This is a genomic window from Methylobacterium oryzihabitans (assembly GCF_004004555.2).
GTDB lineage: Bacteria > Pseudomonadota > Alphaproteobacteria > Rhizobiales > Beijerinckiaceae > Methylobacterium > Methylobacterium oryzihabitans.
Window position 1 is genome coordinate 136,262 of record NZ_SACP01000008.1, and the last position, 25,798, is coordinate 162,059.

Consider the following 25,798-nt stretch of genomic DNA (forward strand, 5'->3'; position numbering starts at 1 on the left):
GATGACCGCCACCCTGGCTCCCGCCGGCGTCTCCGGCCTCGCCCGCGACGACCTGCGCGCCCGCGCCGACAGCCTCGCGTCGGGCGCCGTGCATCACGGCGGCACCGCGGTGCGGGTCGAGGGCATCCTCAAGTCCTATGGCGGCGCCGGCCCGGCGGCTCTCGAGGGCGTCAGCCTCGACATCGCGCCGGGCGAGCTGCTGGCGCTGCTCGGGCCCTCGGGCTCGGGCAAGACCACCCTGCTGCGCGTCATCGCCGGCCTGGAGATCCCGGATGGCGGCCGGGTGTTCTTCGGCCGCCAGGACACCACCGACATCCCGGTCCAGCGCCGCGGCGTCGGCTTCGTGTTCCAGCACTACGCCCTGTTTCGCCACCTCACGGTGTTCGAGAACATCGCCTACGGCTTGCGCTCGCGCGAGCGCAAGCGCCGCCCGCCGGAGGCCGAGATCAAGGCGCGGGTCGAGCGGCTGCTCGACCTCGTACAACTCCCGACGTTGGCCAAGCGCTATCCCGGCCAGCTCTCCGGCGGCCAGCGCCAGCGGGTCGCGCTCGCCCGGGCGCTCGCCGTCGAGCCCTCGGTGCTGCTCCTCGACGAGCCGTTCGGCGCCCTCGACGCCCAGGTGCGCAAGGACCTGCGCCGCTGGCTGCGCGAGATCCACCGCGAGACCGGCCAGACCACGATCTTCGTCACCCACGACCAGGACGAGGCGCTCGAACTCGCCGACCGGATCGCGATCCTCAACCGCGGCCGGATCGAGCAGGTCGGCGCCCCGCACGAGGTCCAGGACCACCCGGCCTCGCGCTTCGTGATGTCGTTCGTCGGCGAGACCGCCCGCCTCGCGGCCGAGGTGCGGCAGGGCCGGGTCTGGGTCGACGGCCGCCCGGTGCTGGCCGCCGAGTCCGGCTGGCCGCAGGGCCCGGTCGATCTGTGCCTGCGCCCGTGGGACCTCGCGGTCGGCCAGGGGGAGAACGCCCTGCCGGGCACGGTGCGCGAGTGGCGCCGCACCGGTCGCGGGACGGTGGCGGAGATCCAGCTCGACGGCGCCGAGGCGCCGGTCGAGGTGGCGGTCACCGAGGTCTACCGGCCGGGCGACCGGGTGCGGCTCGAGGCGGCGGCGGCGCGGGTGTTCGCCCGGGGGTGAGCGGCAGCGGCCGTTCAATCCTCGGGGTCGGCGCAGGCGCGCAGGAACTCGGTCCGCGGAGCGCCCTTCAGCCTTTTCCGGTCCGCCTCGGACTTGCACTGGGCCACCACCGCCGGGTCGACGTCGGTCATCGCGTCGTCGGCGCTCTGTCCGGACGGGGCCGGCTTGGCGGCCGGAGCGGGTTTCGGCGCCTGGGCTCCGGCGAAGCCGGCGCCGGTCGCCAGGATCAGGCAGGCGGCGAACGCCGCAATGGACGTCTTTCCGGTCATCGAGAGCCCTCCGGCATCACACGACTCGACGCGGACGCGACCTCCGCGACGCCTCACCCTCAGCCCGCACCATGGCAAAGGTTCGGCGGCCGGGGTCATACGAGTTCCGATGGATCGCTTCGCGATGCGGAAATCGACTCCCCTCAGGTGCGCGCAGAGCTTTGCTCTGCGCCGCGCGGGCTGATGATACGGAATCCGGAAGCAATCTTCCGGATTCCGTATCACGGGTCGAAGGCGATGCGGGTGATGGCGCAGCCGCGGGCGGCGATCTCGGCGTCGGACAGGTCCGGGAATAGGTCGCGGTAGCGCTCGACCAGCGCCTGCGCCAGTTGCCCGGGCGAGCGGATGTGGGGCAGCGAGTGCGCGAAGAGGTCGGGGCCGATCTCGGCCAGCGGCACGCCCTGGCGGACCTCGAGGCAGGTGCCGATCCGGCGGGGCGCGAGATCGACCACCGGCAGCACCTCGGTGCCGTCATCACGCCGGCACCCCGGCGTCACGATCGGCACGACGGCGTAGCGCTCGCCCGCCGCGTTGGTGGTGTGTTCGAGATTGAAATGCACGAAGTGCCGCCACTCCGGCGGCAGCGCCCGGAAATCGGCCGGATGCAGCCGCACCAGGGCGTCGATCCCCAGTCGCCGCCGCAGGCTCGCGATCGTGACTTCACGGTCGCCGCCGCCGCAGGCGACGCGGATATGCGTGCTCTTCGAGAGCGGCAGGGCGTCGTGGTGCACGCGGCGGATCCGGCTCGGCGGGGACCTGGAGGGTAGGTCCCCGGCCGGTCCGGTCAATGGCCGGCCGACGGCGACAGCCGCGCCCGCACCGCCTGCGCCACCGCCTCGGGCGTGATGCCGAAATGGCGAAAGAGTTCCTCGGCCGGGCCGGAGGCGCCGAAGCCGGTCATGCCGACGAAGCCGCCGTCCTCGCCGATCCAGCGGTCCCAGCCCTGGCGGATCGCCGCCTCGACCGCGACCCGCACCGGGCCGCGGGGGATCACCGAGGCCCGGTACTCCGGATCCTGCGCCTCGAACGCCTCCCAGGACGGCATCGACACCACGGCGGTCGGCACCCCCTCGGCCTGGAGGACTTTCCGCGCCGCGAGCGCCACCGCGACCTCCGATCCCGTCGCGACGATCGTGGCACGCCGCTCGCCGCCCTGGGCGTCGGCCAGCACGTAGGCGCCGCGGGCCGATCGGTTGGCGCCGCCGCCCTCGCGCAGGGCCGGCAGGGCCTGCCGCGAGCAGATCAGCGAGGTCGGACCGTGGCGGTTGGTGAGCGCCATCTCCCAGCACTCCACCGCCTCGACGGCGTCGGCCGGGCGCAGCACCAGCATGTTGGGGATCGCCCGCAGGGAGGCGAGGAACTCGACGGGCTGGTGGGTTGGGCCGTTGCGGCCGATGCCGATCGAATCGTGGCTGTAGACCGTGACGACCGGCAACTCCATCAAAGCCGCCATCCTGAGCGGCGGCCGCATGTAGTCGGAGAACACGAGGTAGGTCGCGCCGACCGGGATCAGGCCGCGATGGGCGACGATGCCGTTCATCATCGCGCCCATGGCGTGCTCGCGGATGCCGTAATGCAGGTAGCGCCCGCCACGGTTCTCCGCCGTGAAGGCCGGCAGGGCCTGCTTGTGCTTCGTCGGGCCTTCGAGGTCGGGGGCGCCGCTGAACAGCTCGGGCATCGCCTCGGAGAGCCGGGCCACGGCCTCGGCCGAGACCTCGATCGAGGCCATCGCGGTGCCGGCGAGACGGTCGCGCAGGGCGTGCAGGGTGGCCTGCCAGCCCTCGGGCAGGCGGGCGTCGTGGCGGCGGTCGAACGCCTCGCGGGTCTCGGGCGGCAGCGCGGCGCGGGCGGCGCGCCAGGACTCGTAGGCCGCGCGGTTGCGCGCGCCGGCGCCCTCGCGCCACGCGGCGAGCACGTCGTCCGGCACGGTGAAGGCCGGATGGTCCCAATCGCGGGCGGTGCGGGCCTCGGCGAGGTCCTGCGCGAAGACCCGGCCGCCATGGGCGCCGCGCTGGCCTTCGAGCCGCGGCAGGCCGCGGCCGATCACCGTGCGGCAGGCGATCAGGGTCGGGCGCGGGTCCTGGCGGGCGAGGAGCAGGGCGGCCGAGACCGCCTCGACGTCGTGGCCGTCGGCGTCGATGACCTGCCACTGCGCCGCCTGGAAACGGGCGCGCACGTCCTCGGAGATCGACAGCTCGGTGCCGCCGTCGTCGGTGATGCGGTTGTCGTCCCACAGGAAGACGAGCTTGCCGAGGCGCAGGTGGCCGGCGAGCGAGATCACCTCGTGGGCGACGCCCTCCTGCAGGCAGCCGTCGCCGACGAGGGCGTAGGTGCGGTGGTCGACGAGGTCGGGCCCGAACTCGGCGGCGAGCCGCGCCTCGGCCACCGCCATCCCGACCGCGTTGGCGATGCCCTGCCCGAGCGGGCCGGTGGTCGCCTCGATGCCGAGATGCGGCGCGTATTCCGGGTGGCCGTGGCAGGGCGAGCCGAGTTCGCGGAAGTTGCGAATCGCCTCGATCGAGATGCCGTCGTAGCCCGACAGGTGCAGCAGGGCGTAGAGCAGCATCGAGCCGTGACCGTTCGACAGCACGAAGCGGTCGCGGTTCGGCCATTCCGGATCGGCCGGATTGCAGACGAGGTGGCGGGTGAACAGCGCGGTGGCGATCTCGGCGCAGCCCAGGGGCGCCCCGGGATGACCGTCGCCGGCCCGCTCGATCGCGTCGAGAGCGAGGAACCGGATCGCGTCGGCCATCCGGCCGGGGGAGACGGAGGGGGTCATGGGGTCGTCCTGGGCTGTCTCGCGGCAAGGCTCCGCCGGGCGCCCCGGGAGGGGCGTCGGGGAGGGCGAGGGTGTCGAAATCTGGGAGAAAGGTTTGATTGTCGTCCCCCTTTCCCGGACGACCGAAACGCAGTGGAAGGAGATCCGGGAACCAGCACACCAAGTCGCGAAGCGTCTGGACTCAGCCACGGTGCCGACAGGCTGAGCCGCTCCGCGGCACTTCTTTCGCTGGATCCCGGATCTCCCTGCGCTGACGCTTCAGTCGTCCGGGAAAAGGGACAGGGTCTTGGGAGCGGCGGGAGCCAAGCTCCCGCCGCCGTCACGGCTCGCCTCAGCCGAGGAAGCCGATTGAGATCCACGGCACAGCGATGACCACGGCGAGGCCGACCAGCAGGGCGACGATGTAGCCGACGATGGGACGGATGCCCTCGTCCGGATGGATCCGGCTGATCGCGCAGGCCGCGTAGTAGCCGACGCCGAAGGGCGGGGCGAACAGGCCGACGCCCATCGCCAGGATCACCACCATCGCGTAGTGCACCTCGTGCACCCCGACCTGCCTGGCGATCGGGAACAGCAGCGGGCCGAACAGCACGATCGCCGGGATGCCTTCCAGCACCGAGCCGAGGATCACGAACGCCACCGCCGACACGATCAGGAAGCCGAGCGGGCCGCCGGGCAGGCCCTTCATCATCACGGCGAGGCTCTGCGAGAATCCGGACTGGGTGAGCGCCCAGGCCATGCCGGTCGCCGCCCCGATGATGAGCAGGATCGCCCCCGACAGCGAGGCGGTCGAGACCAGCATCGGGTAGACCCGCTTGAGGTCGAACTGGCGGTAGATCAGCAGGCCGGCGAAGATCGCGTAGACGATGCCGATGGTCGAGACCTCGGTCGCCGTCGCGACGCCCTCCACCACCGCGGCGCGGATCACGAAGGGCAGCGCCAGCGCCGGGAAGGCGATGACCAGGGCCTTGCCGATCTCGGCGCCGGTGGCGCGCTTGACGTGGCTCAGGTCCTCGTTGCGGTAGCGCCACCAGACGAGGGCGCACAGGGTGATGCCGAGCACGAGGCCCGGCAGCAGGCCGCCGGTGAACAGGGCGGTGATCGAGACGCCGGTCACCGACCCGATGGTGATGAGAACGAGGCTCGGCGGGATGGTCTCGGTCTGGGCGCCGGTGGCCGAGAGCAGCGCGACGAGGTCGCCCTCCTTGGCGCCGCGCGCCTTCATCTCGGGAAACAGCACGGGGGCCACCGCCGCCATGTCGGCGGCCTTGGAGCCCGAGATGCCCGAGACGAGGTACATCGCGCCCACCAGCACGTAGTGCAGGCCGCCGCGGACGTGGCCGAGGAGCGAGGCGAGGAAGCCGACCATCGCCTTGGCCATGCCGGTCATCTCGATCAGCAGGCCGAGGAACACGAACAGGGGCACGGCGAGCAGGATCAGGTGGCTCATCCCCTCGTCCATCCGGCCGACCACCACCATCGACGGGGCGCGGGTGGTGAAGACGAGATACGCGAAGGTGGCGAGCCCGAACGCGAAGGCGATCGGCACGCCGGAAAAGACCAGGGCGCCGACGCCGATGACGAAGAACAGCAGCAGGTTCCAGTTGCCGAGCGTGCGCAGCACCGGCTCCAGCAGGATCAGGGCGACCGCGACCAGGGCGGCGACCACGAGCGCCGCGGCGGCGACGCGCCAGTCGCCGCTCTCCAGCAGGCGCAGGACCGAGATGACGAACATCAGCCCGAAGCCGACCGGCAGGGCGGCGGCACGCCAGGCGTTGGTGATCTCCAGCGCCGGCGTCTGCACGAAAATCTCTTCCGCCGCGAACTCGTAGGCCGGGTGCAGCAGCAGGGTGACGAAGACCAGCCCCGCCGTGAGCGACACCGCGTCCAGGAAGGCGCGGGTCCGCGGCGAGGCGAGGCTGACCAGGGCGGTCATCCGCATGTGCTCGCCGCGGCGGTAGGCCACCACCGCGCCGAGCATCGCGAGCCAGAGGAACAGGATCGAGGCGAGTTCGTCCGACCAGACGATCGGGGCGTGGAAGACGTAGCGGCTGACCACGCCTCCCAGCAGAACCACCACCTCGGCCACCACGAGGAGCGCCGCGGGAATCTCGATCAGGCGACCCAGGAGGTCGTCCAGGGTCTTCAGCACGGCCTGCCGGCCGGTGGCCGGCAACGGCGGCGCGTCGGTCGCGAGTTCAAGATGCATCGGGCTCCTCCCAGAGCGTGATCGGTTGTTGTCAGGCCAGCTTGCCGGAGACCGCCTCGAGCTGGTCCCAGGCGGCGTCGCCGTACTTGGCTTTCCAGTCCTTGTAGAAGCTGGTCTTGCCGAGGGCATCCCGGAACCGCTCGCGGTCGACGTCGATGAAGGTGATCCCCTTCCCCGACAGTTCGGTGCGCAGGGCGGAGCTGAGCTTGACGATGTCGGCGCGCTGGTCGTCGGCCGACCGGTCGAGTTCCTTGGTCACCAGGGCGCGCAGGTCCTCCGGCAGGCGCTGGAGCGCGCGCTTGTTGCCGAGGATCCAGTAGCCGTCCCAGACGTGGCCGGTGAGGCTGCAGCTCTTCTGCACCTCGTAGAGCCGGGTCGTCGCCGTGATGGCGAGCGGGTTCTCCTGGCCCTCGAAGATCTTGGTCTGCAGCGCCGAGTACAGCTCGTTGAAGTTCAGCGGCGCCGCGCCGGCGTCGAGCGCCTTGAACACCGAGGTCAGCATCGGCGAGGGCGGGACGCGGATCTTGAAGCCCTTCAGGTCCTCGGGGGTACGGATCTCGCGGGTCGAGGAGGTGATGTGGCGGAAGCCGTTGTCCCACACCTTCGACACGGTCTGGATCGGCGTCTTGGCGATCTGCTCGCGGACGTAGGTGCCGACGCCGCCGTCCATCGCCTTCCAGACCGCGTCGTAGTCCTTGAACGCGAAGCCGGTGTTGGGCAGGGCGGCGACCGGCACGAAGGTCGAGAGGATCGAGGTCGAGAGGTTGAAGAACTCGACGCTGCCGTTGCGGACCTGCGACAGCAGGTCGGTGTCGGAGCCGAGCTGGTTGGCCGGAAACAGCTTGATGTCGAGGCGGCCGCCCGAGGCCTCGCGGATGCGGTCGAGCGCCTCCTGGGCCCGGATGTTGACCGGGTGGGTCGGATCCTGGCCGGTGGCGAGCTTGTAGTCGAACTCGGCGGCGTCGGCCCGGCGGGTGAGGATGCCGAACAGCGGCATGGCGGCGGCGCCGGCCAGCAGGCTGCGGCGGGTGAACTGGCTCATGGACGTGCTCCCTGGGATGTCGTTGGGTCTTGATGGCGCCCCGGCGGGGCCGCTCCGCCGCAGGGTCTTCCCCGCGGCGGGACGTCGGCCCTCAATCGCCGTTGAGCAGGCGATAGGCGCGAATCACCTGGCTGTCGTCGGCGGCGCCGTCGCCGCGGCCGGAGGTCGACAGGAAAAGCTGGTGGGCGAGCGCCGCCAGCGGCAGGGCCGCCTTCTGGTCGCGTCCGGCCTCCAGCACGATGCCGAGATCCTTGACGAAGATGTCGACGGCGCTCGTCACCCGCGGCTCGGCCTCGAGCATCCGCGGTCCGCGATCCTTGAGCATCCAGCTCGACGCCGAGGAGCCGGACAGGATCTCCAGCACCACGCCGAGATCGACGCCGACCCGGGCGGCGAGGGACAGGGCCTCGGCGCAGGCGGCGATGTGGACGCCGCACAGGAGCTGGTTGACCGCCTTGACGGTCGCTCCCTGCCCCGCCTTCGTGCCGACCACGAACACCTTGTCGCCGAGCGCGTCGAGGACCGGGCGCACCCGCGCCAGCACCTCGGCGGGCGCCGCCGCCATGATGGTCAGCGTCGCGGCCTCCGCCCCGACGACCCCGCCGGAGACCGGGGCGTCGACGAAGCGGCGCCCGCCCGCCTCGACGCGGGCGGCGAGGCCCGCCACCGCGTCCGGCGGGCAGGTCGCCATCAGGATCACGGTGGCGTCCGGCGCGAGCGCGGCGAGCGCGCCCTCGCCGAACAGGGCGGCCTCGGCCTGGGCGGCGTTGACCACCATCAGGATCAGGACGTCGGCGCCTTCCGCCGCCGCCGCGACCGTGCTGGCGGCGGTGCCGCCGCGGCCGGCCGCCGCCTCGAAGGCGGCCCGTCCCTCGGGCCGCACGTCGTAGCCGCGGACCGGGAAGCCGCTTCGCACGAGGTTGCGCGCCATCGGCACGCCCATCGAGCCGAGGCCCGCGAAGGCGACGCTCAGAGCCACTCGCGGATCCTCCGCGCCACCGCGTCGGTCGAGATGCCGTAGCGGTCGTGAAGGGTCGGCAGCGCGCCGGCGTCGAGGAACTCGTCCGGCAGGCCGATCTGGCGGAAGCCGGGCGGGATGGTGCCCGAGCGCAGCAGCAGCCCGGCCACCGCCTCGCCGAGGCCGCCGATCACCGTGTGGTTCTCGGCCACCACCACGAGCCGGCCGCCCTTGGCCACCTCGCGCAGGATCGTCGCCTCGTCGAGGGGCTTGATCGTCGGCACGTGCAGCACCGCGACGTCGACCCTGTCGTCGGCGAGCTTCTGGGCGGCCTCGAGCGCCCGCATGGTCATCAGGCCCGACGAGATGATGAGCACGTCGTTGCCGTCGCGGATGGTCTTGGCCTTGCCGAGCTCGAACGTGTAGCCGTACTCGTCGAGGATCAGCGGGACGTTGCCGCGCAGCAGGCGCAGGTAGACCGGGCCCTGATGCGCCGCCATGGCGGGCACGACCTGCTCGATCTCGTGGGCGTCGCACGGGTCGATGATGGTCAGGTTCGGCATGCCGCGGAAGATCGCGACGTCCTCGGTCGCCTGGTGGCTCGGGCCGTAGCCTGTGGTCAGGCCCGGCAGGGCGCAGGCGATCTTGACGTTCAGGTTCTCCTCGGCGATCGCGAGGCAGATGAAGTCGTAGGCGCGCCGCGCCGCGAACACCGCGTAGGTCGTCGCGAAGGGCATGAAGCCCTCCCGCGCCATGCCGGCCGCCGCGCTGATGAGCAGCTGCTCGGCCATGCCCATCTGGTAGAAGCGGTCGGGATGCGCCTTCGCGAAGATGTGCAGGTCGGTGTACTTGCTGAGATCCGCGCTCAGCCCGACGATCTCGGGGCGCTCCTCGGCGAGCTTCGCCAGGGCGTGCCCGAACGGGGCCGCTACGGTGCGCTGCCCTTCGGCGGCGAGCGAGGCGATCATCGCCGAGGTCTTCAGGCGCGGACCGTCGCTCGCCTGCCCGAGATGCGCGGGCCGTTCGTACTTCGAGCGCCTCATCACGCCCTCCCCTCGGTGCTGCGGTAGCCCTGTTCGAGGACGTCCAGGGCCTTCGTCCACTCGTCGGCCTCGACGCGCAGGAAGTGATTGCGCTCGCGCTCCTCGAGGAACGGCACGCCCTTGCCCATGCGGGTGTCGCAGATAACGATGCGGGGCTTCCTGCCCTCGTAGCTGCGGGCGGCGTCGAACGCCTTCACCACCGCGTCGAGGTCGTTGCCGTCGACCCGCTGGACGAACCAGTTGAACGCCTCGAATTTCGGCGCCAGCGGCTCGAAGTTGAGGACCCCGGTCGAGGGGCCGTCGGCCTGCATGCCGTTGACGTCGACGATGCCGATGAGGTTGTCGAGGCCGTAGGAGCCGGCCGACATCGCCGCCTCCCAGGTCGAGCCCTCGTCGAGTTCGCCGTCGGAGAACAGGTTGTAGACGAACGCCTTGGAGTTCTTGCGCTTGAGCCCCAGCGCGAAGCCGACCGCGAGCCCGAGGCCGTGGCCGAGGGAGCCGCCGGTGATCTCCATGCCGGGGGTGTAGGCGGCCATGCCGGACATCGGCAGGCGGCTGTCGTCGCCGCCATAGGTCTCCAGCTCGTCCTCCGGGACGATGCCGGCCTCGATCAGGGCGGCATAGAGCGCGATGGCGTAGTGGCCGATCGAGAGCAGGAAGCGGTCGCGGCCCTCCCATTCGGGGTCGTTCGGCCGATAGGTCATGGCGTGGAAGTACGACACCGCCAGCACGTCGGCGATGCCGAGCGCCTGGGCGATGTAGCCCTGGCCCTGGACCTCGCCCATGCGCAGGGCATGGCGGCGGATGCGGTAGGCGCGCTCGGCGAGCGAGACGTTCGAGCGGTCGTGCGGAGAGGCGGCCGGTTCCGGCTGCATGGTGTCCTCCCGGGTTGTCTGGGTGATTCTGGGAGGCGCGCCGCGCGGCGCGCCCGGCGGGGGTCAGTGGATCAGCATGCCGCCGTTGACGTCGATCACCGCACCGGTGGTGTAGGACGACAGGTCGGAAGCGAGGAACAGGCACGCCTTGGCGACGTCGTCGGCGACGCCGAGGCGGGCGAGCGGGATGCCCTTGATGATGTCGGCCTTCAGCTCGTCGGTGAGCTTGCCGCCGGTGATGTCGGTCTGGATCAGGCCGGGCGTCACCGAGTTGGCGCGGATGCCGTCGGGGCCGAGTTCGCGCGCCATCGCCTTGCACAGGCCGAGCACGCCGCCCTTGGCCGCGCTGTAGTGCGGACCGCCGAAGATGCCGCCGCCGCGCTGGGCCGAGACCGACGACATGCAGACGATCGAGCCGGATCGCTGCTGGCGCATCTGCGGGATCACCGCCTGCGACATGTACAGGGTGCCGCGCAGGTTCACGTCGGTCACCGCGTCGTAGTTCTCCGGCGCGATGTCCATGATCTTGAGCGGCTGGGTGATGCCGGCGTTGTTGATCAGCACGTCGATGCGGCCGAGGCGCGAGACGATCTCGTCGGCGGCGGCGAGGCAGGCGGCCTTGTCGGTGACGTTGCAGGCCAGCCCGAGATGGCCGGGGCCGAGGTCGCGGGCGGCCTCTTCGGCCTGACCGGCGTCGAGGTCGAGGATCACCACCTTGCCGCCGTGCTCGGCGAACAGGCGGGCGGTGGCCCGGCCGATCCCGCGAAGGGACGCCGCACCGGTGATGACGCAGACCTTGTCGGACAGAAGCATGACAACCTCCCTGTCGCCCGTTCGGGCGAGGATCCTTGATCGCGGGAGGCGGTGGGCCACGCACGGCGCGGCCGTCGCCGGCAGGAGGCTCGTCCTGCCGTCACCCTCCGGCCTTGGCGGCCGGGCGCTTCCTCTCGCTTTCGTTGGGGGCACCCTGCCATCCGGCCCCTCAGGGAACAAACGCGATGTTTGCACGGGGGTGATGAATCGGATTCACGTCGCGGGCGGCTTCACCGGGGATCAGAGGTCCGGGAGGTTGAGTTCGATTCGCAGCTCCCCCGCCAGCCACTCGGCGAACAGCCGCAGCGGCGCCCGCCGCCGGGTCGCGGCCGGGAAGACGAGGTGGTGGCCGACATAGGTCACGTCCTGCGACCGGCCGGCGAGCGGCGCGACGAGGCGGCCGCTGGCGATCTCGGCCTCGGCGAGCAGGGTCGATTCGAGGGCGACGCCGAGGCCGTTGGCGGCGGCCGCGATGGCGAGGAAGCTGCGGTCGAACCGCACCCCCTGCGGGCGCGGCGGCGGCAGGTCGTTGCGGGCGAACCAGAGCGGCCAGCGCACCTGCTTGTTGTCGCTCTGGATCAAAACATGGTCGGCGAGGTCGGCGGCCCGGCGGATCCGCGCCGCCCGCTCGGGGTCGCAGAGCGGCGTCACCGTCTCGGTGACCAGCGGCAGGACGACGAGTCCCTGCCCCCGCGGCGGCCCGTAGACGATGTCGGCGTCGAACTCGTCGGTGGTGAAGCGGGCATAGTCCATGCCGGCGGCGAGCCGCACCTCGAAGCCCGGATGGTCGGCGAGGAAGCGGGCGAGCCGCGGGGTCAGCCACTGGGCGGCGAAGCTCGGGGCGCAGTGCAGCCGCAGCAGTTGCGAGCCGCGGGCCGCCACGAGGTCGAGCCCGCGATGCAGTTCCTCGAAGGCGCGCCCGACATGCTCCAGCAGCGCCTCGCCGGCCGGCGTGAGGGCGACGCCGTGGCCGCCGCGCTCGAACAGCGCGACGCCGAGGGCGTCCTCCATCTTGCGGATCGCGTGGCTGACCGCGCTCGCCGTGAGGTTCAGCTCGACGGCCGCCGCCTTGAACGAGCGCCGCCGGGCGGCCGCCTCGAACGAGCGCACCGCGGAGAGGGGCACCGGCAGGGACATGCCGTAAGGAATGCACGGGCCCGGGGGCGGTTGGCAATCCGGGCGGGACCCCTCACCAGGGCAATCGGGTTCGCCCGATTGCCCTGGACCCCTCACGCCTCCGCCGGGGTGCCGGCCAGCCGCCGTCCCGCCTGGGCCTGGAGCGCCCCGCCGTCCAGGCTGTCGAACTGCAGCGCGGCGAGCTGGGCGTAGAGCCCGCCGCGGGCGAGCAGCCGCTCGTGCGTGCCCTGCTCGACCACCCGGCCGTCGTCGAGCACCAGGATGCGGTCGGCCGCCCGCACCGTGGCGAGGCGGTGGGCGATGACGAGGGTGGTGCGCCCCTTCATCAAGAGGTCGAGGGCCGCCTGCACCGCCCGCTCGCTCTCGGCGTCGAGGGCGGAGGTCGCCTCGTCGAGGAGCAGGATCGGGGCATCCTTCAGGATCGCCCGGGCGATGGCGATGCGCTGGCGCTGGCCGCCCGACAGGGTGACGCCGCGCTCGCCGATGAGGGTGGCGTAGCCCTGCGGCAGGGCCCGGATGAACCCGTCCGCGTGGGCGCGCTCGGCCGCGGCGATCACCGCCGCCTCGCCGGCCTCGGGGCTGCCGTAGCGGATGTTGTCGAGGACGCTGCCGCTGAACACCGTCGGGTCCTGCGGCACCAGGGCGATGCGGCGGCGCAGGGCATCGGGATCGGCCGTGTCGACCGCCACGCCGTCGATCCGCACCTCCCCCGAATCCGGGTCGTAGAACCGCAGCAGCAGTTGCAGCACCGTGCTCTTGCCGGCGCCCGAGGGGCCGACGAGGGCGACCCGCTCGCCCGGCGCCACCGTGAAGTCGAGGTCGCGCAGGGCCGGGCGCCCGGGGCGGGTCGGATAGGTGAAGCCGACCCGGGCGAAGGCGATCTCGCCGCGGGGCGGCTCGGGCAGCGGCAGCGGCCGGGCCGGCGGCTCGATCGCCGGGCGGGTGGCGAGGATCTCGGCGAGGCGCTCGGCGGCGCCGGCCGCGAGGGTGAGTTCGCCGTAGACCTCCGAGAGCTGGCCGAGCGCGCTCGCGCCGAACACCGCGTAGAGCACGAACTGCGAGAGCTGGCCGGCGCTCATCGTGCCGCCGGCCACCCCTTGCGCGCCGTACCACAGCACGCCGACGACGCTGCCGGAGACGAGGAAGATCGCGACGCCGGTGAGCAGCGCCCGCGCCCGCGCCGAGTCCCGCGACGCCGCGAAGGCGGCTTCCGAGGCCTCCGAGAACCGTGCGGCGGTGGCCGGCCCCATGCCGAAGGCCTGCATGGTGCGCACGGCGCCGACCGCCTCGGTGGCGTAGGCCGAGGCGTCGGCGAGGCGGTCCTGGGCGAGGCGCGAGCGCCGCCGCACCCCGCGGCCCGACAGGATCAGCGGGAAGACGATCACGGGAATCGCCGCGAGGACCAGCACCGAGAGGCGCGGGCTCGTCCACACCATCATGGCGACGGCGCCAGCGAACAGGAAGACGTTGCGCAAAAGGATCGAGAACGAGACCCCGAACACCGACTTCACCTGCGCGGCGTCGGCGGTGAGGCGCGAGACCAGCTCGCCGCTGCGGGAGCGGTCGAAGAAGGCCGGGTCGAGGCGGGTGAGCTGGCCGAACACCGCGGTCCGCAGGTCGGCCACCACCCGCTCGCCGAGGGTCACGACGAGGTAGTACCGGCTGGCGCTCGCCACCGCGAGCACCGCGACGACGCCGATCAGGCCGCCGAAATAGGCGTCGATCATGCCGAGCCCGGCCTCGGCGCTGCCGTGGGTGAAGCCGAGATCGACCACCCGCCGCACCGCCACCGGCACCACCAGGGTCGCGGCCGAGGCCGCGACCAGCGCCACCACCGCGGCGGCGATCCGCCCGCGGTAGCGGGCCGCGAAGGGGACGAGCGGCCTCAGCGCGCCGAGAGCGGCCTTGGGCCGGTTCGCGTCAGATTCGGAAGGCATGTGGGCGGTGGGATCCGTGTACGCTTGTTCGTGGTCGCGAGGTGGGGTATAGGCCCCCGCTCATCCGATTACGCGCGATCAATGGCCGCGGCCCGGCGGTACGCTGTCGGACGGGTCGCATCAAGGAATTCGTCATGGCAAAGAACGCTGCCGCCAAGAAGGCGACGGAGCACCCCGACTACCACTTCATCAAGGTGGTGATGACCGACGGCACCGAGTACGTCACCCGGTCGACCTACGGCAAGGAGGGCGACACCCTCAACCTCGACATCGACCCCAACACCCACCCGGCCTGGACCGGCGGCGAGCAGAAGCTGATGGATCGCGGCGGCCGCGTGTCTCGCTTCAACTCGCGCTTCGGCGCCCTCTCGTTCGGCAAGAAGTGAGACCCGGGCGCCCTCGGGGCGCCGGTTCTCCGACGACGCGAAAAAGCCCCGGCCGCGAGGTCCGGGGCTTTTTCGCGTGCGCCATCTGGTGCCGGACGCTCACGCCATCCGGCCGGATGCCTACGCCATCCGGAACGCCTGCCGCAGGCGGTCGTGCTGGGCGACGACCGGGCTCTCGCGCGGCTCGGGCGTCGGGCGATCGTCGGAGATCAGGGTGTCGAGGTGCAGGATCCGGGCGTGCAGGCGCTTCGACTGCCCGATCAGCGCCTGGAGCGACAGCGGCAGCTCGGCGACGAGGGACGGCGCGGTGCCGGCGGGCTCCTGGTTGGTGAGGCGGACCCGGGTCTTCTCCTGCGCCGCCTCGCTGAGGGTGAGTTCCCCCTCCGAGACCGCGCGCTGGACGAGCAGCCAGGAGGCGATCTGCATCAGCCGGGTGGTGAGCCGCATGCTCTCGCTCGCATAGGCCAGGGAGGCGTGGCGGGCGAGCAGCCGCGATTCCTCGCGGCCGGGACCGTCGAGATAGGCGGCGGTGTCCTCCACCAGGGTCATGCCCTCCCGGAACAGCGTCCGGAACGCCTCGGACGCGACGAAGGTCTCGCCGAACCGCACGGTGCCGCGGGCTTCCCGGAACATGACATCCATCTCGACCATGGTACCTCCTGAGCCCGTCTCGCACCGGCGGCCGTCCCGATCCGGGCCTCGCCGCCTGCCTCTGGGCCGATGGTGGCAACGATAGCGCCAACCGGGCGTCCCCGCGCCGGCAACCGGTTGTTAACCTTAAGGGGGGAACGCCGCAGGGGGCCGGCGCGATCCGGGGACCGGCGGCGGGAGGGCGAAAAAAGAAAGCCGCCCCGGAGGGGGCGGCTCGAAAGTCGTACAGGGAGGCATCAAACAGAGTGGACAGGACCCACTCGACATCCAGACGACTGGATGGGTTGGTTATCGCGCGGAAAGGCTAACGAATGATTAACGCGCCGGGTCGACCGCTCGAATCCGGCCGCCCCCGCGAGGGCTTGCCGCCGGCGCCTCAGCGCTTGAAGAACGCCTCGGCGGCCTCCTGCGAGGCGAGCTTGCGGCGCCGCGCCTCCTCCAGCCGGTCGATCTCGCCGCGCAGCAGGACCAGCCGCTCGTCGAGGTCGGCCACCGACAGCGTGACGAGATCCTGGCCGATCTCGTGCCCCGTCCGCCGCGGCGGCGGCCGGTCGTTCTCGTCGAACATCGCGCGTGTCCTCCCCTGCCCCGTCCCGGATCGGAACGGGCCGGCGCCCGGCATGGCCCGGTTCGGGACCGGGCTCAAGGGCGCGCCGGCCGGGACGGCGAGCGCCAGGGCCGTCGCTTCAGCGCGGTTGCCCTGCGGGCGACCACCTGCCGCCGCGATTGACTTGGGGGGACCGTTCGGCCATACACCGGCCCGACGCGAGACGGCGCCCCGCGCGGGTGCCGATCGTCTATTCGCCCGATGACAATCGATCCACGAGGGCTTGCGGCACCGCACGGGCGTGCGGCGCGGCCCCGGCCTTCGGAGAGTGAGCCGTGAAGAGAACCTATCAACCCTCGAAGCTCGTGCGCAAGCGCCGCCACGGCTTCCGCGCCCGCATGGCCACCGTCGGCGGCCGCAAGGTCATCGCCGCCCGCCGCTCGCGCGGCCGCAAGCGTCTCTCGGCGTAACCGCCGGTCCGGCATGGCGGTCGGCGGCGACGACGTCGCGCCCGTGCCGGCGCTGGGGCGCGTCACGCGGCGCCCGGACTATCTGGCGGCGGCCGAGGGCCGCCGTTTCCATACCGGGCGCCTGTCCGCCCAGGGCCGCGTGCGCGAGCCCGCCCCGGGGGATGCCCCCGCGCCGGAGGGGCTGCGGGTCGGCTTCACCGTCACCAAGCGGGTCGGCCACGCCACCGAGCGCAACCGCATCCGGCGCCGGCTGAAGGCCGCAGTGGCCGAGGCGGCGGGCGGGCATCTCGGGCGGGTGGCCGATGTCGTCCTGATCGGACGGCGCGACGCCCTCGCGGCGCCCTTTCCCCTCCTCGTCGAGGACATCCGCCGGGCGCTCGACGTGGTGACCAGGCCGGGCTCGCCGCGCGGCGGCCGGCGCGGCCGTCCGGGTGGGGCGGAACGTCAATCCTGAGGCGATCCCGGTTTCCGGAATCGCCTCTTCGTGTTGGTCGCAGGGCCGGAGGGGGACACGCCGTGATCCCGCGCCGGCCCCGCTGTTGAGGCGGCAGGCGTCGCGGATCCACCATGGGCAACGACAAGACGAACATGATCATCGCCGTGGTGCTGTCTCTGGCAGTGCTGCTCGGCTGGAACTACTTCGTCAGCGCGCCGCAGGTCGAGCGCCAGCGCCAGCAGCAACTGGCGCAGCAGGCCGCCCAGCCGCGCCCGGCCACCAGCCCGCAGGAGGGCGGACCGTCCGCCCCGCTGCCCGGCACCCTGCCGGGCGCCCCCGGCGGGCAGGCGAGCGCCGCGCAGCCGCGCGATCAGGCCGTCGCCGCCTCGCCGCGCATCCGCATCGACACCCCGGCCCTGTCCGGCTCGGTGGCCCTGCGCGGCGCTCGCATCGACGACGTGTCGCTCAAGAACTACCACGAGACGGTCGACCCGCAGAGCCCGCGCATCGTGCTGCTGTCGCCGGCCGGCAGCGCCAACCCGTACTACGCCGAATTCGGCTGGGTCGGGCAGAATGCCGGCCCGCTGCCCGGCTCCGACACGCTCTGGACCGCCGACGGCGACGCGCTGTCCCCGGGCAAGCCCCTGACCCTGACCTGGGACAACGGCGCCGGCCTCGTCTTCCGCCGCACGCTGGCGGTCGACGACAAGTTCATGTTCACGGTCACCGACGCGGTCGATAACACGGGCACCGCCCCGGTCACCGTGCATCCCTACGGCCTCGTCTCGCGCTGGGGCAAGCCGCACACTCAGGGCTACTACGTGCTCCACGAGGGCATGATCGGCGTCCTCGGCGACCAGGGCCTGCAGGAATACACCTACGACAAGCTCGCCAAAGAGAATCCCCTCGGCGGCGCCGGCAGCCGCGGCCACAGCTGGACCGGCGTCACCGGCGGCTTCGTCGGCATCACCGACAAGTACTGGGCCGCGACCGCGATCCCCGATCAGGCCCGCCCCTATACCGGCGCCTTCACCGAGCGCGACGAGGGCGCCACCAAGGTCTATCAGGCGAGCAGCCTCGGCGATGCCCAGACCATCGCGCCCGGCGCCTCCGCCCAGGCCACCCAGCGCCTGTTCGCCGGCGCCAAGGAGGTCGGCACCGTCGACGGCTACGAGAAGTCGCTCGGCATCAAGAGCTTCGACCTGCTGATCGACTGGGGCTGGTTCTATTTCATCACCAAGCCGATGTTCAAGGCGCTGGACTTCTTCTACCGCCTGTTCGGCAACTTCGGCGTGTCGATCCTCGTCGTCACCTTCATCCTGAAGCTGTTCTTCCTGCCGATCGCCAACCGCTCCTACGTCTCGATGGCCAAGATGAAGGCCGTCCAGCCGGAGATGACCGCCATCCGCGAGCGCTATCCCGACGACAAGGTGAAGCAGCAGCAGGCGATGATGGAGCTGTACAAGAAGGAGAAGATCAACCCGGTCGCCGGCTGCTGGCCGGTGCTGATCCAGATCCCGGTCTTCTTCGCGCTCTACAAGGTGCTGTTCGTCACCATCGAGATGCGGCACGCGCCGTTCTTCGGCTGGATCCGCGACCTCGCGGCGCCGGATCCGACCTCGCTGTTCAACCTGTTCGGCCTGCTGCCGTTCACCCCGCCCGACCTGCTGCATCTCGGCATCTGGCCGCTCATCATGGGCGTGACGATGTTCGTGCAGATGAAGATGAACCCCGCCCCGCCGGACCCGGTCCAGGCCCAGGTGTTCACCTTCATGCCGATCATCTTCACCTTCATGCTGGGCTCGTTCCCGGCCGGGCTGGTGATCTACTGGGCGTGGAACAACACCCTGTCGGTGCTGCAACAATACTGGATCATGCGGCGCAACGGCGTGAAGGTGGAGCTGTGGGACAACATGCGCTCGACCTTCTCGCGCCGGACCCCCGCCAAGGCCACCAAGGGCTGAGGACGATCCCGATGGAGTCGCAGGAGGACAAGGACGCCGCCCTGCGGGAGGCCGGGCGGCTGCTCTTCGCGGGCGCCGCCGACTTCCTGTCCTCGGCGCCGTCGGTCGAGACGCTGCCGCCGATGCGCGGCCACGAGATCGCCTTCGCGGGGCGCTCGAACGTCGGCAAGTCGAGCCTCGTCAACGCGCTGACCGGGCGCAACACCCTGGCGCGGACCTCGCACACGCCCGGCCGGACGCAACTGCTCAACTTCTTCGACATCGGCGGCAAGGTCACCCTGGTCGACATGCCCGGCTACGGCTACGCCGCGGTCGGCAAGGCCAAGGTCGAGGCGTGGACGCGGCTGATCCACGACTACCTGCGCGGGCGCGCCAACCTCGCCCGGGTCTACGTGCTGATCGACGCGCGCCACGGCATCAAGGCGAACGATGCCGAGGTGCTCGACGGCCTCGACACCGCGGCGGTGTCGTACCAGATCGTCCTGACCAAGGCCGATGCGTTGAAGAAGTCCGAGATCGAGGCGCGCCTTGCCGCCACCCGAGCGTCGCTCGCCCGCCGGCCGGCGGCGTTTCCGGAGATCATCCTCACGTCGAGCCGCACCGAGGAAGGCATCGCCGACCTGCGCGCCAGCATCGCCCGGCTCCTCTCCGAGCGGGCGTAGGCGGATGACGGCGCCCGCCCCGCTGCCCTGGCCCGAGCGGCTGGTCCTCGCGCTGGCCGCGCTCGCCGGCTTCCTCGGCGTGGTGCTGTCGGCCGCCGCCGCCCATCTCCAGGCCGGCCCGAGCCTCGCGACCGCGGCGCAGTTCCTGCTGTTCCACGCCACCGCCCTGACCGGGCTCGTGGCGCTGGCGGCGTCCGGCCGGCTCCACGCGCGCGTCCTGCGCGCCGCCGGGATCGCCCTGGTGCTGGGTCTGGTGCTGTTCTGCGGCGACCTCGCGGTGCGGTCGCTGGCCGGCATCGCGCTCGTCCCGATGGCGGCGCCGACCGGCGGCGTGCTGCTGATGGCGGGCTGGGTGCTGGCCGGGCTCGCGGCGATCCTGCCGCGGCGCTGATCCCCTATTCCAGGGTGACCCGCAGGAACTGCACCGCGGGTCCCTGGCTCTCGGTGAACACGCCGGCGGTGAGCGCCCCACCGAAGACCGCGCCGGTATCGAGGTTGGTGCGGTGGCGCCGGACCTCCGGACGGCCGCAGGCGATCGGGGTGTGGCCGTGGACGACGTGACGGCCGAAATCGTGGTCGGCCTTCAGGAACGGCTCGCGGATCCACAGCCGCTGGCCCACGTCGGGATCGGGCGCCGGCAGGGTCGGCCGGAACCCGGCATGGACGTACCAGTGCAGCGCGTCCCCGTGCACGGTCGGCAGGCCGCGGATCCAGGCGATCACCTCGGCCGGCAGGTCGCAGGCCCGCCGCACGCCGTAGGAGGCCAGGACGGCATCGCCGCCGTTGATCCGCCAGATGTCCTCGCCGCGACCGTCGGCGGCGGCGAGCAGCATCGATTCGTGGTTGCCCATCAGGCAGACGACCCGGTCCGGCTCCCGGGCCTGGAGCGCCCGCAGGGTCTCGATCACCCGGGCCGAGCCGGGCCCGCGATCGACGTAGTCGCCGAGGAGGACGAGGTTGCGCGGCCGGCCGCCGGCATGCTCGGCGATCCCCTCCAGCAGCGCGTCGAGATGGGTATCGCAGCCGTGCACGTCGCCGACCACGTAGGTCACGGTCTCGTCGACAGCGATCCGCTCGCTCGGAGCGAGGCCGCTGCGCAGCCGCGACAGCACGGTCCGGATCATGGGCGGCTCTCCCGGCGTGACGGGCCTCCGGCGGCGCTCCGGTCCCGTTCCGCCGGAGGCCCCGACGTCAGATAGAGCACCCGAACTTCAAGGAAGGCTTACGGGCCGTCCCCGGGACCGCGAAGTCCCGGGGGCGGGTGCAGGTCAGTTCAGCGTGACGCCGGCCGGGCGGCGCTCGGTCGCGACCTCGCGGTCGCCGATGACGAGCCCGCCGGCGCCGAGGCGCACCGGCACGGTCTCGCCGTCATGCACCGCCCCGGCCAGGATCTGCTCGGCGAGCGGATCCTGCACCGCCTTCTGGATCACCCGCTTGAGCGGGCGGGCGCCGTAGGCCGGGTCGTAGCCCTTCTCGGCGAGCCAGCCGCGGGCGTCGGCCTCAACGTCGAGGGCGATCTTCCGCTCGTCGAGGAGCCGCTGCAGGCGGCCGAGCTGGATGTCGACGATCGCTCCCATCTCCGAGCGCTTCAGCCGGTGGAACAGGATGATCTCGTCCACGCGGTTGAGGAACTCGGGCCGGAAATGGACCCGCACCACCCCCATCACCTCGTCGCGGACCGCGTCGGTGTCCTGGCCCTCGGGCTGGTTCACCAGATACTCGGCCCCGAGATTCGAGGTCATGATGAGCAGCGTGTTGCGGAAGTCGACCGTCCGCCCCTGCCCGTCGGTGAGCCGGCCGTCGTCGAGAACCTGGAGCAGGACGTTGAACACGTCCGGATGCGCCTTCTCGATCTCGTCGAACAGCACGACCTGATACGGCCGCCGCCGCACCGCCTCGGTGAGCGCCCCGCCCTCCTCGTAGCCGACATAGCCGGGAGGCGCGCCGATCAGCCGGGAGACGGAGTGCTTCTCCATGTATTCCGACATGTCGAGGCGCACGAGGGCGGTCTCGTCGTCGAACAGGAACTGCGCCAGCGCCTTGGTCAGCTCGGTCTTGCCGACGCCGGTCGGCCCGAGGAACATGAACGAGCCGATCGGCCGGTTCGGATCCTGCAGGCCGGCCCGAGCCCGCCGCACCGCGGTCGCCACCGCCTCGACCGCCTCGCCCTGGCCGACGACGCGCTTGGCGAGCGCCGTCTCCATGCCGAGCAGCTTCTCGCGCTCGCCCTCGAGCATCTTGTCGACCGGCACGCCGGTCCAGCGCGACACGACCCCGGCGACGTGGCTCGGCGTCACCGCCTCCTCCATCATGCCGGATCCGTTGCCGCGGGTGCCGTCCTGGCCGCGGGCCTCGATCTCGGCGAGCTCGCGCTCGAAGCCCGGGATGATGCCGTAGGCGAGTTCGCCCGCCCGCTGGTACTGGCCCTGGCGCTGGGCCGCCGCGAGTTCGTTGCGGGCCTCGTCGAGCTTCTTCTTCAGCTCGGCGGCGTGGCCGAGCTTGTCCTTCTCGGCCTTCCAGCGGGCGGTGATCGCCGCCGACTGCTCCTCGAGGTCGCCGAGCTCCTTCTCCAGCCGGGCCAGGCGGTCGCGGGAGGCGGCGTCGGGCTCCTTCTTCAGCGCCTCGCCCTCGATCTTCAGCCGCACGATCTCGCGGTCGATGTTGTCGAGTTCCTCGGGCTTGGAATCGACCTGCATGCGCAGGCGCGAGGCCGCCTCGTCGACGAGGTCGATCGCCTTGTCGGGCAGGAAGCGGTCGGTGATGTAGCGGTTCGACAGAGTCGCGGCGGCGACCAGTGCCGCGTCCTGAATCCGCACGCCGTGGTGCTGCTCGTACTTCTCCTTGATGCCGCGCAGGATCGACACCGTGTCCTCCACGGTCGGCTCCGACACGAAGACCGGCTGGAAGCGGCGGGCGAGGGCGGCGTCCTTCTCGACGTGCTTGCGGTACTCGTCGAGGGTGGTCGCGCCGACGCAGTGCAGCTCGCCGCGGGCGAGCGCGGGCTTGAGCAGGTTGGAGGCGTCCATCGCCCCGTCCGCCTTGCCGGCGCCGACGAGGGTGTGCATCTCGTCGATGAACAGCACGATGCCGCCCTCGGCCGCGGTGACCTCGGAGAGCACGCCCTTCAGCCGTTCCTCGAACTCGCCACGGTACTTCGCGCCGGCGATCAGCGCGCCCATGTCGAGGGCGAGCAGGCTCTTGTCCTTGAGGGATTCGGGCACGTCGCCGTTGACGATGCGAAGCGCCAGCCCCTCGACGATCGCGGTCTTGCCGACGCCGGGCTCGCCGATCAGCACCGGGTTGTTCTTGGTGCGCCGGGACAGGACCTGGATGGTGCGGCGGATCTCCTCGTCGCGGCCGATCACCGGGTCGAGCTTGCCCTCGCGCGCCGCCTCGGTGAGGTCGCGGGCATACTTCTTGAGCGCGTCGTAGGCATTCTCGGCCGAGGCGTTGTCGGCGGTGCGGCCCTTGCGCAGGGCGTTGATCGCGCCGTTGAGCGACGCCGCGGTGACGCCGGCGGAGGCCAGGATTTTTCCGGCCTCCGAATCCTTCTCGACCGCCAGCGCCAGCAGCAGCCGCTCGACCGTGACGTAGGAATCGCCGGCCTTCTCGGCCGCCTTCTCGGCGGTGTCGAACAGGCGCATCAGCTCGCGCGTCGCCTGCGGCTGCGCGGCGCCGCCCGAGACCGTCGGCTGCTTGTCGAGCCACGCCTGGACCTGGGCCAGGGCGACCCGCGACTGGCCGCCGGCGCGGTCGACCAGACCGGCGGCGAGGCCCTCGGGATCGTCGAGCAGGACCTTCAGGACGTGGCCGGGCGCGAGCTGCGGATGCCCCTCGCGCAGGGCGAGCGCCTGGGCGGCCTGGACGAAGCCGCGCGCCCGCTCGGTGTACTTCTCGAAATTCATTCGCGTCTCCCCTTCTCGTGCGAGCCCGCCCGCCCTCGACGAGGCGCGAACGGTCACGACAGGTGCCCGGCGCCGAAAGGGCGCCCGGGCCCGGCTCTTCGCTGGAAGCGGCCGGCTCCGCTGATGTGGTGTGACAAATCGGTTACACAAGGGGCTCGTAGCACGACGGCCTCGTGACACGGAGGGCATGGGGCCTGCGCCGGGCGCAACGCTCACGGGGCGGAGGGCGGGCAGAGGCGGCTCGCCGTCCCGCCTTCGGCCCGCCGGTTATAGGCATTCTGCAGATTGCCTATAACCGCGCCCCGGCCGCATTGCCGCACCAGCCTGACGATCGCGGCTTGACCGACCGCCCTCCCTGGGGCCGAAGCTGCGCCCGACGCCCCGGGAGCCCCCATGACCGAGACCCTGCGCATCGCCGCCCTGCACCGCTATCCGGTGAAGGGCCTGTCGCCCGAGAAGCTGGACAGCGCCGCGCTGACCGCCGGCGACTACTTCCCGGGCGACCGGCTCTACGCGGTCGAGAACGGGCCGAGCGGCTACGACCCGGCGGCGCCGGTGCATCAGCCCAAGATCAAGTTCCTGATGCTGATGCGCAACGAGGCGCTGGCCCGGCTCGCCACCCGCTACGACGACGAGACCCGGACTCTGGTGATCCGCGAGGGCGACCGCGAGGCGGTGCGGGCCGATCTCGGGACCCGGGAGGGCCGGCTCGCCGTCGAGGCGTTCTTCCGCCGCTTCATGCCCGGCGAGCTGCGCGGGCCGCCGAAGGTGCTGACCGCGCCCGAAGGCTTCCGCTTCACCGACGCGCCGCGGGGCTACGTCTCGCTGGTCAACCTCGCCAGCGTCGCCGCGGTCGAGGACATGGTCGGGGCGGCGGTCGATCCGCTGCGCTTTCGCGCCAACCTGCACGTCGAGGGGCTGGCGCCGTTCGCCGAACTCGACCTCGTCGGAGCGGAACTGGTCTCGGAGGCCGGCCTGCGCCTGCGGGTCACCAAGCGCACGGTGCGCTGTGCCGCCACCAACGTCGATCCGGCGACCGGCGCGCGCGACCTCGCGATCCCGCCGGCCCTGCAGAAGGCCCTCGGCCACGCCGATTGCGGGGTCTATGCCGAGGTCGTGACGGGCGGGACCGTGGCGGCCGGCGACCGGTTCCGGATCGAGCCCGCGGCCTGAGGGGAGCGGGCGTCAGCCCCGGGCCGCCAGCCAGACCGGCTCGGGCTCCTCGGGCGGGAGGACCGCCGCGAGGGCATCGAGGTCGATCGTGTAGGTGTCGGTGAGCAGACGCCAGAGGTCGCGGCGGTCGACGGCGCTGCGGCCGAGCGAGGCCACGGTGGCCGCGAGGAGCGAAGGACTGGTCAGCGCAGGGCGCGGAAGCAGGGACTCGGCTGTCGGCATCGGTCTGGCTCCCTGAAGAGGCAGTCACCGGAGAGTCGGACGACAGGGTTAAAATTTCCCTAACGTAACCCTGCGGACATCCGGAGGGACGGATCGCGCACCGGCGGGTCCGGGCGTTTTTTCCGCCCTGCCCGTGTGACAGCGGGCCGTTTGATGCTTAGAAGCCGGCGCCCGCCTCAGCCGGGCCCGAGCGAGAGGATCCCCGCGGCGATGAGTGACTCCGGAGCGGACAAACTGCCGAACGCCCACGTTCGGGCCGAGGTGCTGGTCCAGGCGCTGCCGCACATGCAGCGCTACGACGAGGAGGTCGTGGTCATCAAGTACGGCGGCCATGCCATGGGCGACCGCGCCGCGGCCGAGGATTTCGCCGAGGACATCGTGCTGCTCGAGCAATCCGGCCTCAAGCCGGTGGTGGTGCATGGCGGCGGGCCGCAGATCGGCCGGATGCTCGACCGCCTCGGCATCAAGTCCGAGTTCCGCGAGGGCCTGCGCGTCACCGACGAGGCCACCGTCGAGGTGGTCGAGATGGTACTGGCCGGCTCGATCAACAAGCAGATCGTCGGCTGGATCTCGGCCGAGGGCGGCAAGGCGATCGGCCTGTGCGGCAAGGACGGCAACATGGTGCGGGCGCGGCGCGCCACCCGCACCGTGGTCGATCCCGATTCGCACATCGAGCGCCACGTCGATCTCGGACTCGTGGGCGAGCCCGAGCACGTCGACCGCTCGGTCCTCGACGCGGTGCTGAAGGCCGAGCTGATCCCGGTCCTGGCGCCGGTCGCGGCCGGCGCCGACGGGCTGACCTACAACGTCAACGCCGACACGTTCGCGGGGGCCATCGCCGGAGCGATGCGGGCCAAGCGCCTGCTGCTGCTCACCGACGTGCCGGGCGTGCTCGACAAGAACAAGAAGCTGCTGCCCGAATTGACGATCGAGGATTGCCGCCGGCTGATCGCCGACGGGACCATCACCGCCGGGATGATCCCGAAGATCGAGACCTGCATCTACGCCCTGGAGCAGGGCGTCGAGGCGGTGGTCATCCTCGACGGCAAGGTGCCGCACGCGGTGCTGCTGGAGCTGTTCACCGATTACGGTGCCGGCACGCTGATCCGCGCCCAGAAGAGCGCCTGAGGCCGCGAGCCGCCCGCCTTCCGGCGGGCGGCTTCCCTTCCGGCGCGGCTC

Annotated in this window: 25 protein-coding genes; 9 read left to right on the forward strand and 16 right to left on the reverse strand. The window is 71.8% G+C overall.

Annotation, left to right across the window (positions count from 1 at the left end; genetic code table 11):
* Position 1: 1 nt before the first annotated feature.
* A complete protein-coding gene (locus EOE48_RS10230; RefSeq protein WP_127728696.1) occupies positions 2 to 1,141 on the forward strand; it encodes a sulfate/molybdate ABC transporter ATP-binding protein in 1,140 nt (379 codons plus the stop codon).
* A gap of 14 nt (positions 1,142 to 1,155) precedes the next feature.
* On the opposite strand, the gene EOE48_RS10235 is transcribed toward EOE48_RS10230, so the two are convergent.
* The 11 genes from EOE48_RS10235 to EOE48_RS10285 all read right to left on the reverse strand — a co-directional run bounded on the left by EOE48_RS10235 (position 1,156) and on the right by EOE48_RS10285 (position 14,203).
* A complete protein-coding gene (locus tag EOE48_RS10235; RefSeq protein WP_127728697.1) occupies positions 1,156 to 1,410 on the reverse strand; it encodes a hypothetical protein in 255 nt (84 codons plus the stop codon).
* Between the two features lie 221 nt (positions 1,411 to 1,631).
* Positions 1,632 to 2,141 (reverse strand): hypothetical protein, encoded by a 510-nt coding sequence (locus tag EOE48_RS10240; RefSeq protein WP_127728698.1) that lies wholly within the window; start codon positions 2,139 to 2,141, stop codon positions 1,632 to 1,634.
* A 53-nt stretch (positions 2,142 to 2,194) separates the two neighbouring features.
* Positions 2,195 to 4,189 carry a transketolase gene (tkt, locus tag EOE48_RS10245; protein ID WP_127728699.1) on the reverse strand — a complete coding sequence of 665 codons (1,995 nt, stop codon included), beginning with the start codon at positions 4,187 to 4,189 and terminating at the stop codon, positions 2,195 to 2,197.
* A gap of 331 nt (positions 4,190 to 4,520) precedes the next feature.
* Positions 4,521 to 6,398 (reverse strand): TRAP transporter large permease, encoded by a 1,878-nt coding sequence (locus tag EOE48_RS10250; RefSeq protein WP_127728700.1) that lies wholly within the window; start codon positions 6,396 to 6,398, stop codon positions 4,521 to 4,523.
* Positions 6,399 to 6,429: 31 nt separating this feature from the next.
* Positions 6,430 to 7,440: a TRAP transporter substrate-binding protein gene (locus EOE48_RS10255; protein WP_127728701.1), complete on the reverse strand. Its 1,011-nt coding sequence runs from the start codon at positions 7,438 to 7,440 to the stop codon at positions 6,430 to 6,432.
* 91 nt (positions 7,441 to 7,531) lie between these two features.
* Positions 7,532 to 8,419, reverse strand: a complete 888-nt coding sequence (locus EOE48_RS10260) for an NAD(P)-dependent oxidoreductase (protein WP_127728702.1) — start codon at positions 8,417 to 8,419, stop codon at positions 7,532 to 7,534.
* Entirely contained in the window at positions 8,410 to 9,441 is a 1,032-nt protein-coding gene (locus EOE48_RS10265; RefSeq protein ID WP_127728703.1) for a transketolase family protein, read from the reverse strand. Before EOE48_RS10265 ends, EOE48_RS10260 begins: the two co-directional genes overlap by 10 nt.
* Positions 9,441 to 10,316: a transketolase gene (locus tag EOE48_RS10270; RefSeq protein ID WP_127728704.1), complete on the reverse strand. Its 876-nt coding sequence runs from the start codon at positions 10,314 to 10,316 to the stop codon at positions 9,441 to 9,443. Before EOE48_RS10270 ends, EOE48_RS10265 begins: the two co-directional genes overlap by 1 nt.
* Positions 10,317 to 10,379: 63 nt before the next feature.
* Positions 10,380 to 11,129 (reverse strand): SDR family NAD(P)-dependent oxidoreductase, encoded by a 750-nt coding sequence (locus tag EOE48_RS10275; protein ID WP_127728705.1) that lies wholly within the window; start codon positions 11,127 to 11,129, stop codon positions 10,380 to 10,382.
* A 240-nt stretch (positions 11,130 to 11,369) separates the two neighbouring features.
* A complete protein-coding gene (locus EOE48_RS10280) occupies positions 11,370 to 12,266 on the reverse strand; it encodes a LysR substrate-binding domain-containing protein (RefSeq protein WP_127728706.1) in 897 nt (298 codons plus the stop codon).
* 92 nt (positions 12,267 to 12,358) lie between these two features.
* The gene (locus EOE48_RS10285; protein WP_127728707.1) at positions 12,359 to 14,203 is read right to left on the reverse strand and encodes an ABC transporter transmembrane domain-containing protein; all 1,845 of its coding nucleotides are present in this window, start codon (positions 14,201 to 14,203) and stop codon (positions 12,359 to 12,361) included.
* A 134-nt stretch (positions 14,204 to 14,337) separates the two neighbouring features.
* Between EOE48_RS10285 and rpmE the strand changes: the two genes are divergently transcribed.
* A complete protein-coding gene (gene rpmE, locus EOE48_RS10290) occupies positions 14,338 to 14,589 on the forward strand; it encodes a 50S ribosomal protein L31 (protein ID WP_127728708.1) in 252 nt (83 codons plus the stop codon).
* Between the two features lie 120 nt (positions 14,590 to 14,709).
* Here the strand turns inward: rpmE and rcdA are convergent, their stop codons facing one another.
* Together rcdA and EOE48_RS10300 are read right to left on the reverse strand one after the other, a co-directional pair.
* Positions 14,710 to 15,240 (reverse strand): protease adaptor protein RcdA, encoded by a 531-nt coding sequence (gene rcdA, locus EOE48_RS10295; RefSeq protein ID WP_127728709.1) that lies wholly within the window; start codon positions 15,238 to 15,240, stop codon positions 14,710 to 14,712.
* 376 nt (positions 15,241 to 15,616) lie between these two features.
* The gene (locus EOE48_RS10300) at positions 15,617 to 15,808 is read right to left on the reverse strand and encodes a DUF1192 domain-containing protein (RefSeq protein ID WP_127728710.1); all 192 of its coding nucleotides are present in this window, start codon (positions 15,806 to 15,808) and stop codon (positions 15,617 to 15,619) included.
* A gap of 314 nt (positions 15,809 to 16,122) precedes the next feature.
* Between EOE48_RS10300 and rpmH the strand changes: the two genes are divergently transcribed.
* The 5 genes from rpmH to EOE48_RS10325 all read left to right on the forward strand — a co-directional run bounded on the left by rpmH (position 16,123) and on the right by EOE48_RS10325 (position 19,710).
* Positions 16,123 to 16,257 (forward strand): 50S ribosomal protein L34, encoded by a 135-nt coding sequence (gene rpmH / locus EOE48_RS10305; RefSeq protein WP_127728711.1) that lies wholly within the window; start codon positions 16,123 to 16,125, stop codon positions 16,255 to 16,257.
* Positions 16,258 to 16,270: 13 nt separating this feature from the next.
* Positions 16,271 to 16,711, forward strand: a complete 441-nt coding sequence (locus EOE48_RS10310) for a ribonuclease P protein component (RefSeq protein ID WP_127728712.1) — start codon at positions 16,271 to 16,273, stop codon at positions 16,709 to 16,711.
* Between the two features lie 113 nt (positions 16,712 to 16,824).
* Complete coding sequence (gene yidC, locus EOE48_RS10315; protein ID WP_127728713.1) at positions 16,825 to 18,657, forward strand: membrane protein insertase YidC; 1,833 nt, start codon at positions 16,825 to 16,827, stop codon at positions 18,655 to 18,657.
* Positions 18,658 to 18,668: 11 nt separating this feature from the next.
* Positions 18,669 to 19,319 carry a ribosome biogenesis GTP-binding protein YihA/YsxC gene (gene yihA, locus EOE48_RS10320; protein ID WP_127728714.1) on the forward strand — a complete coding sequence of 217 codons (651 nt, stop codon included), beginning with the start codon at positions 18,669 to 18,671 and terminating at the stop codon, positions 19,317 to 19,319.
* Positions 19,320 to 19,323: 4 nt separating this feature from the next.
* Positions 19,324 to 19,710, forward strand: coding sequence for a DUF423 domain-containing protein (locus tag EOE48_RS10325; RefSeq protein WP_425463645.1), 387 nt, complete (start codon positions 19,324 to 19,326; stop codon positions 19,708 to 19,710).
* Positions 19,711 to 19,714: 4 nt separating this feature from the next.
* On the opposite strand, the gene EOE48_RS10330 is transcribed toward EOE48_RS10325, so the two are convergent.
* Both EOE48_RS10330 and clpB read right to left on the reverse strand, forming a co-directional pair.
* Positions 19,715 to 20,443: a metallophosphoesterase family protein gene (locus EOE48_RS10330; RefSeq protein ID WP_127728715.1), complete on the reverse strand. Its 729-nt coding sequence runs from the start codon at positions 20,441 to 20,443 to the stop codon at positions 19,715 to 19,717.
* Positions 20,444 to 20,587: 144 nt separating this feature from the next.
* On the reverse strand, positions 20,588 to 23,224 hold the full coding sequence (gene clpB / locus EOE48_RS10335) for an ATP-dependent chaperone ClpB (protein ID WP_127728716.1): 2,637 nt from the start codon (positions 23,222 to 23,224) through the stop codon (positions 20,588 to 20,590).
* Between the two features lie 393 nt (positions 23,225 to 23,617).
* Between clpB and EOE48_RS10340 the strand changes: the two genes are divergently transcribed.
* A complete protein-coding gene (locus EOE48_RS10340) occupies positions 23,618 to 24,397 on the forward strand; it encodes an MOSC domain-containing protein (protein ID WP_127728717.1) in 780 nt (259 codons plus the stop codon).
* Positions 24,398 to 24,409: 12 nt separating this feature from the next.
* Here the strand turns inward: EOE48_RS10340 and EOE48_RS10345 are convergent, their stop codons facing one another.
* Positions 24,410 to 24,619: a hypothetical protein gene (locus tag EOE48_RS10345; protein ID WP_127728718.1), complete on the reverse strand. Its 210-nt coding sequence runs from the start codon at positions 24,617 to 24,619 to the stop codon at positions 24,410 to 24,412.
* A gap of 210 nt (positions 24,620 to 24,829) precedes the next feature.
* Here EOE48_RS10345 and argB point away from each other — a divergent pair, with 210 nt between their 5' ends.
* On the forward strand, positions 24,830 to 25,747 hold the full coding sequence (gene argB / locus EOE48_RS10350) for an acetylglutamate kinase (protein ID WP_127728719.1): 918 nt from the start codon (positions 24,830 to 24,832) through the stop codon (positions 25,745 to 25,747).
* Positions 25,748 to 25,798: the final 51 nt, after the last annotated feature.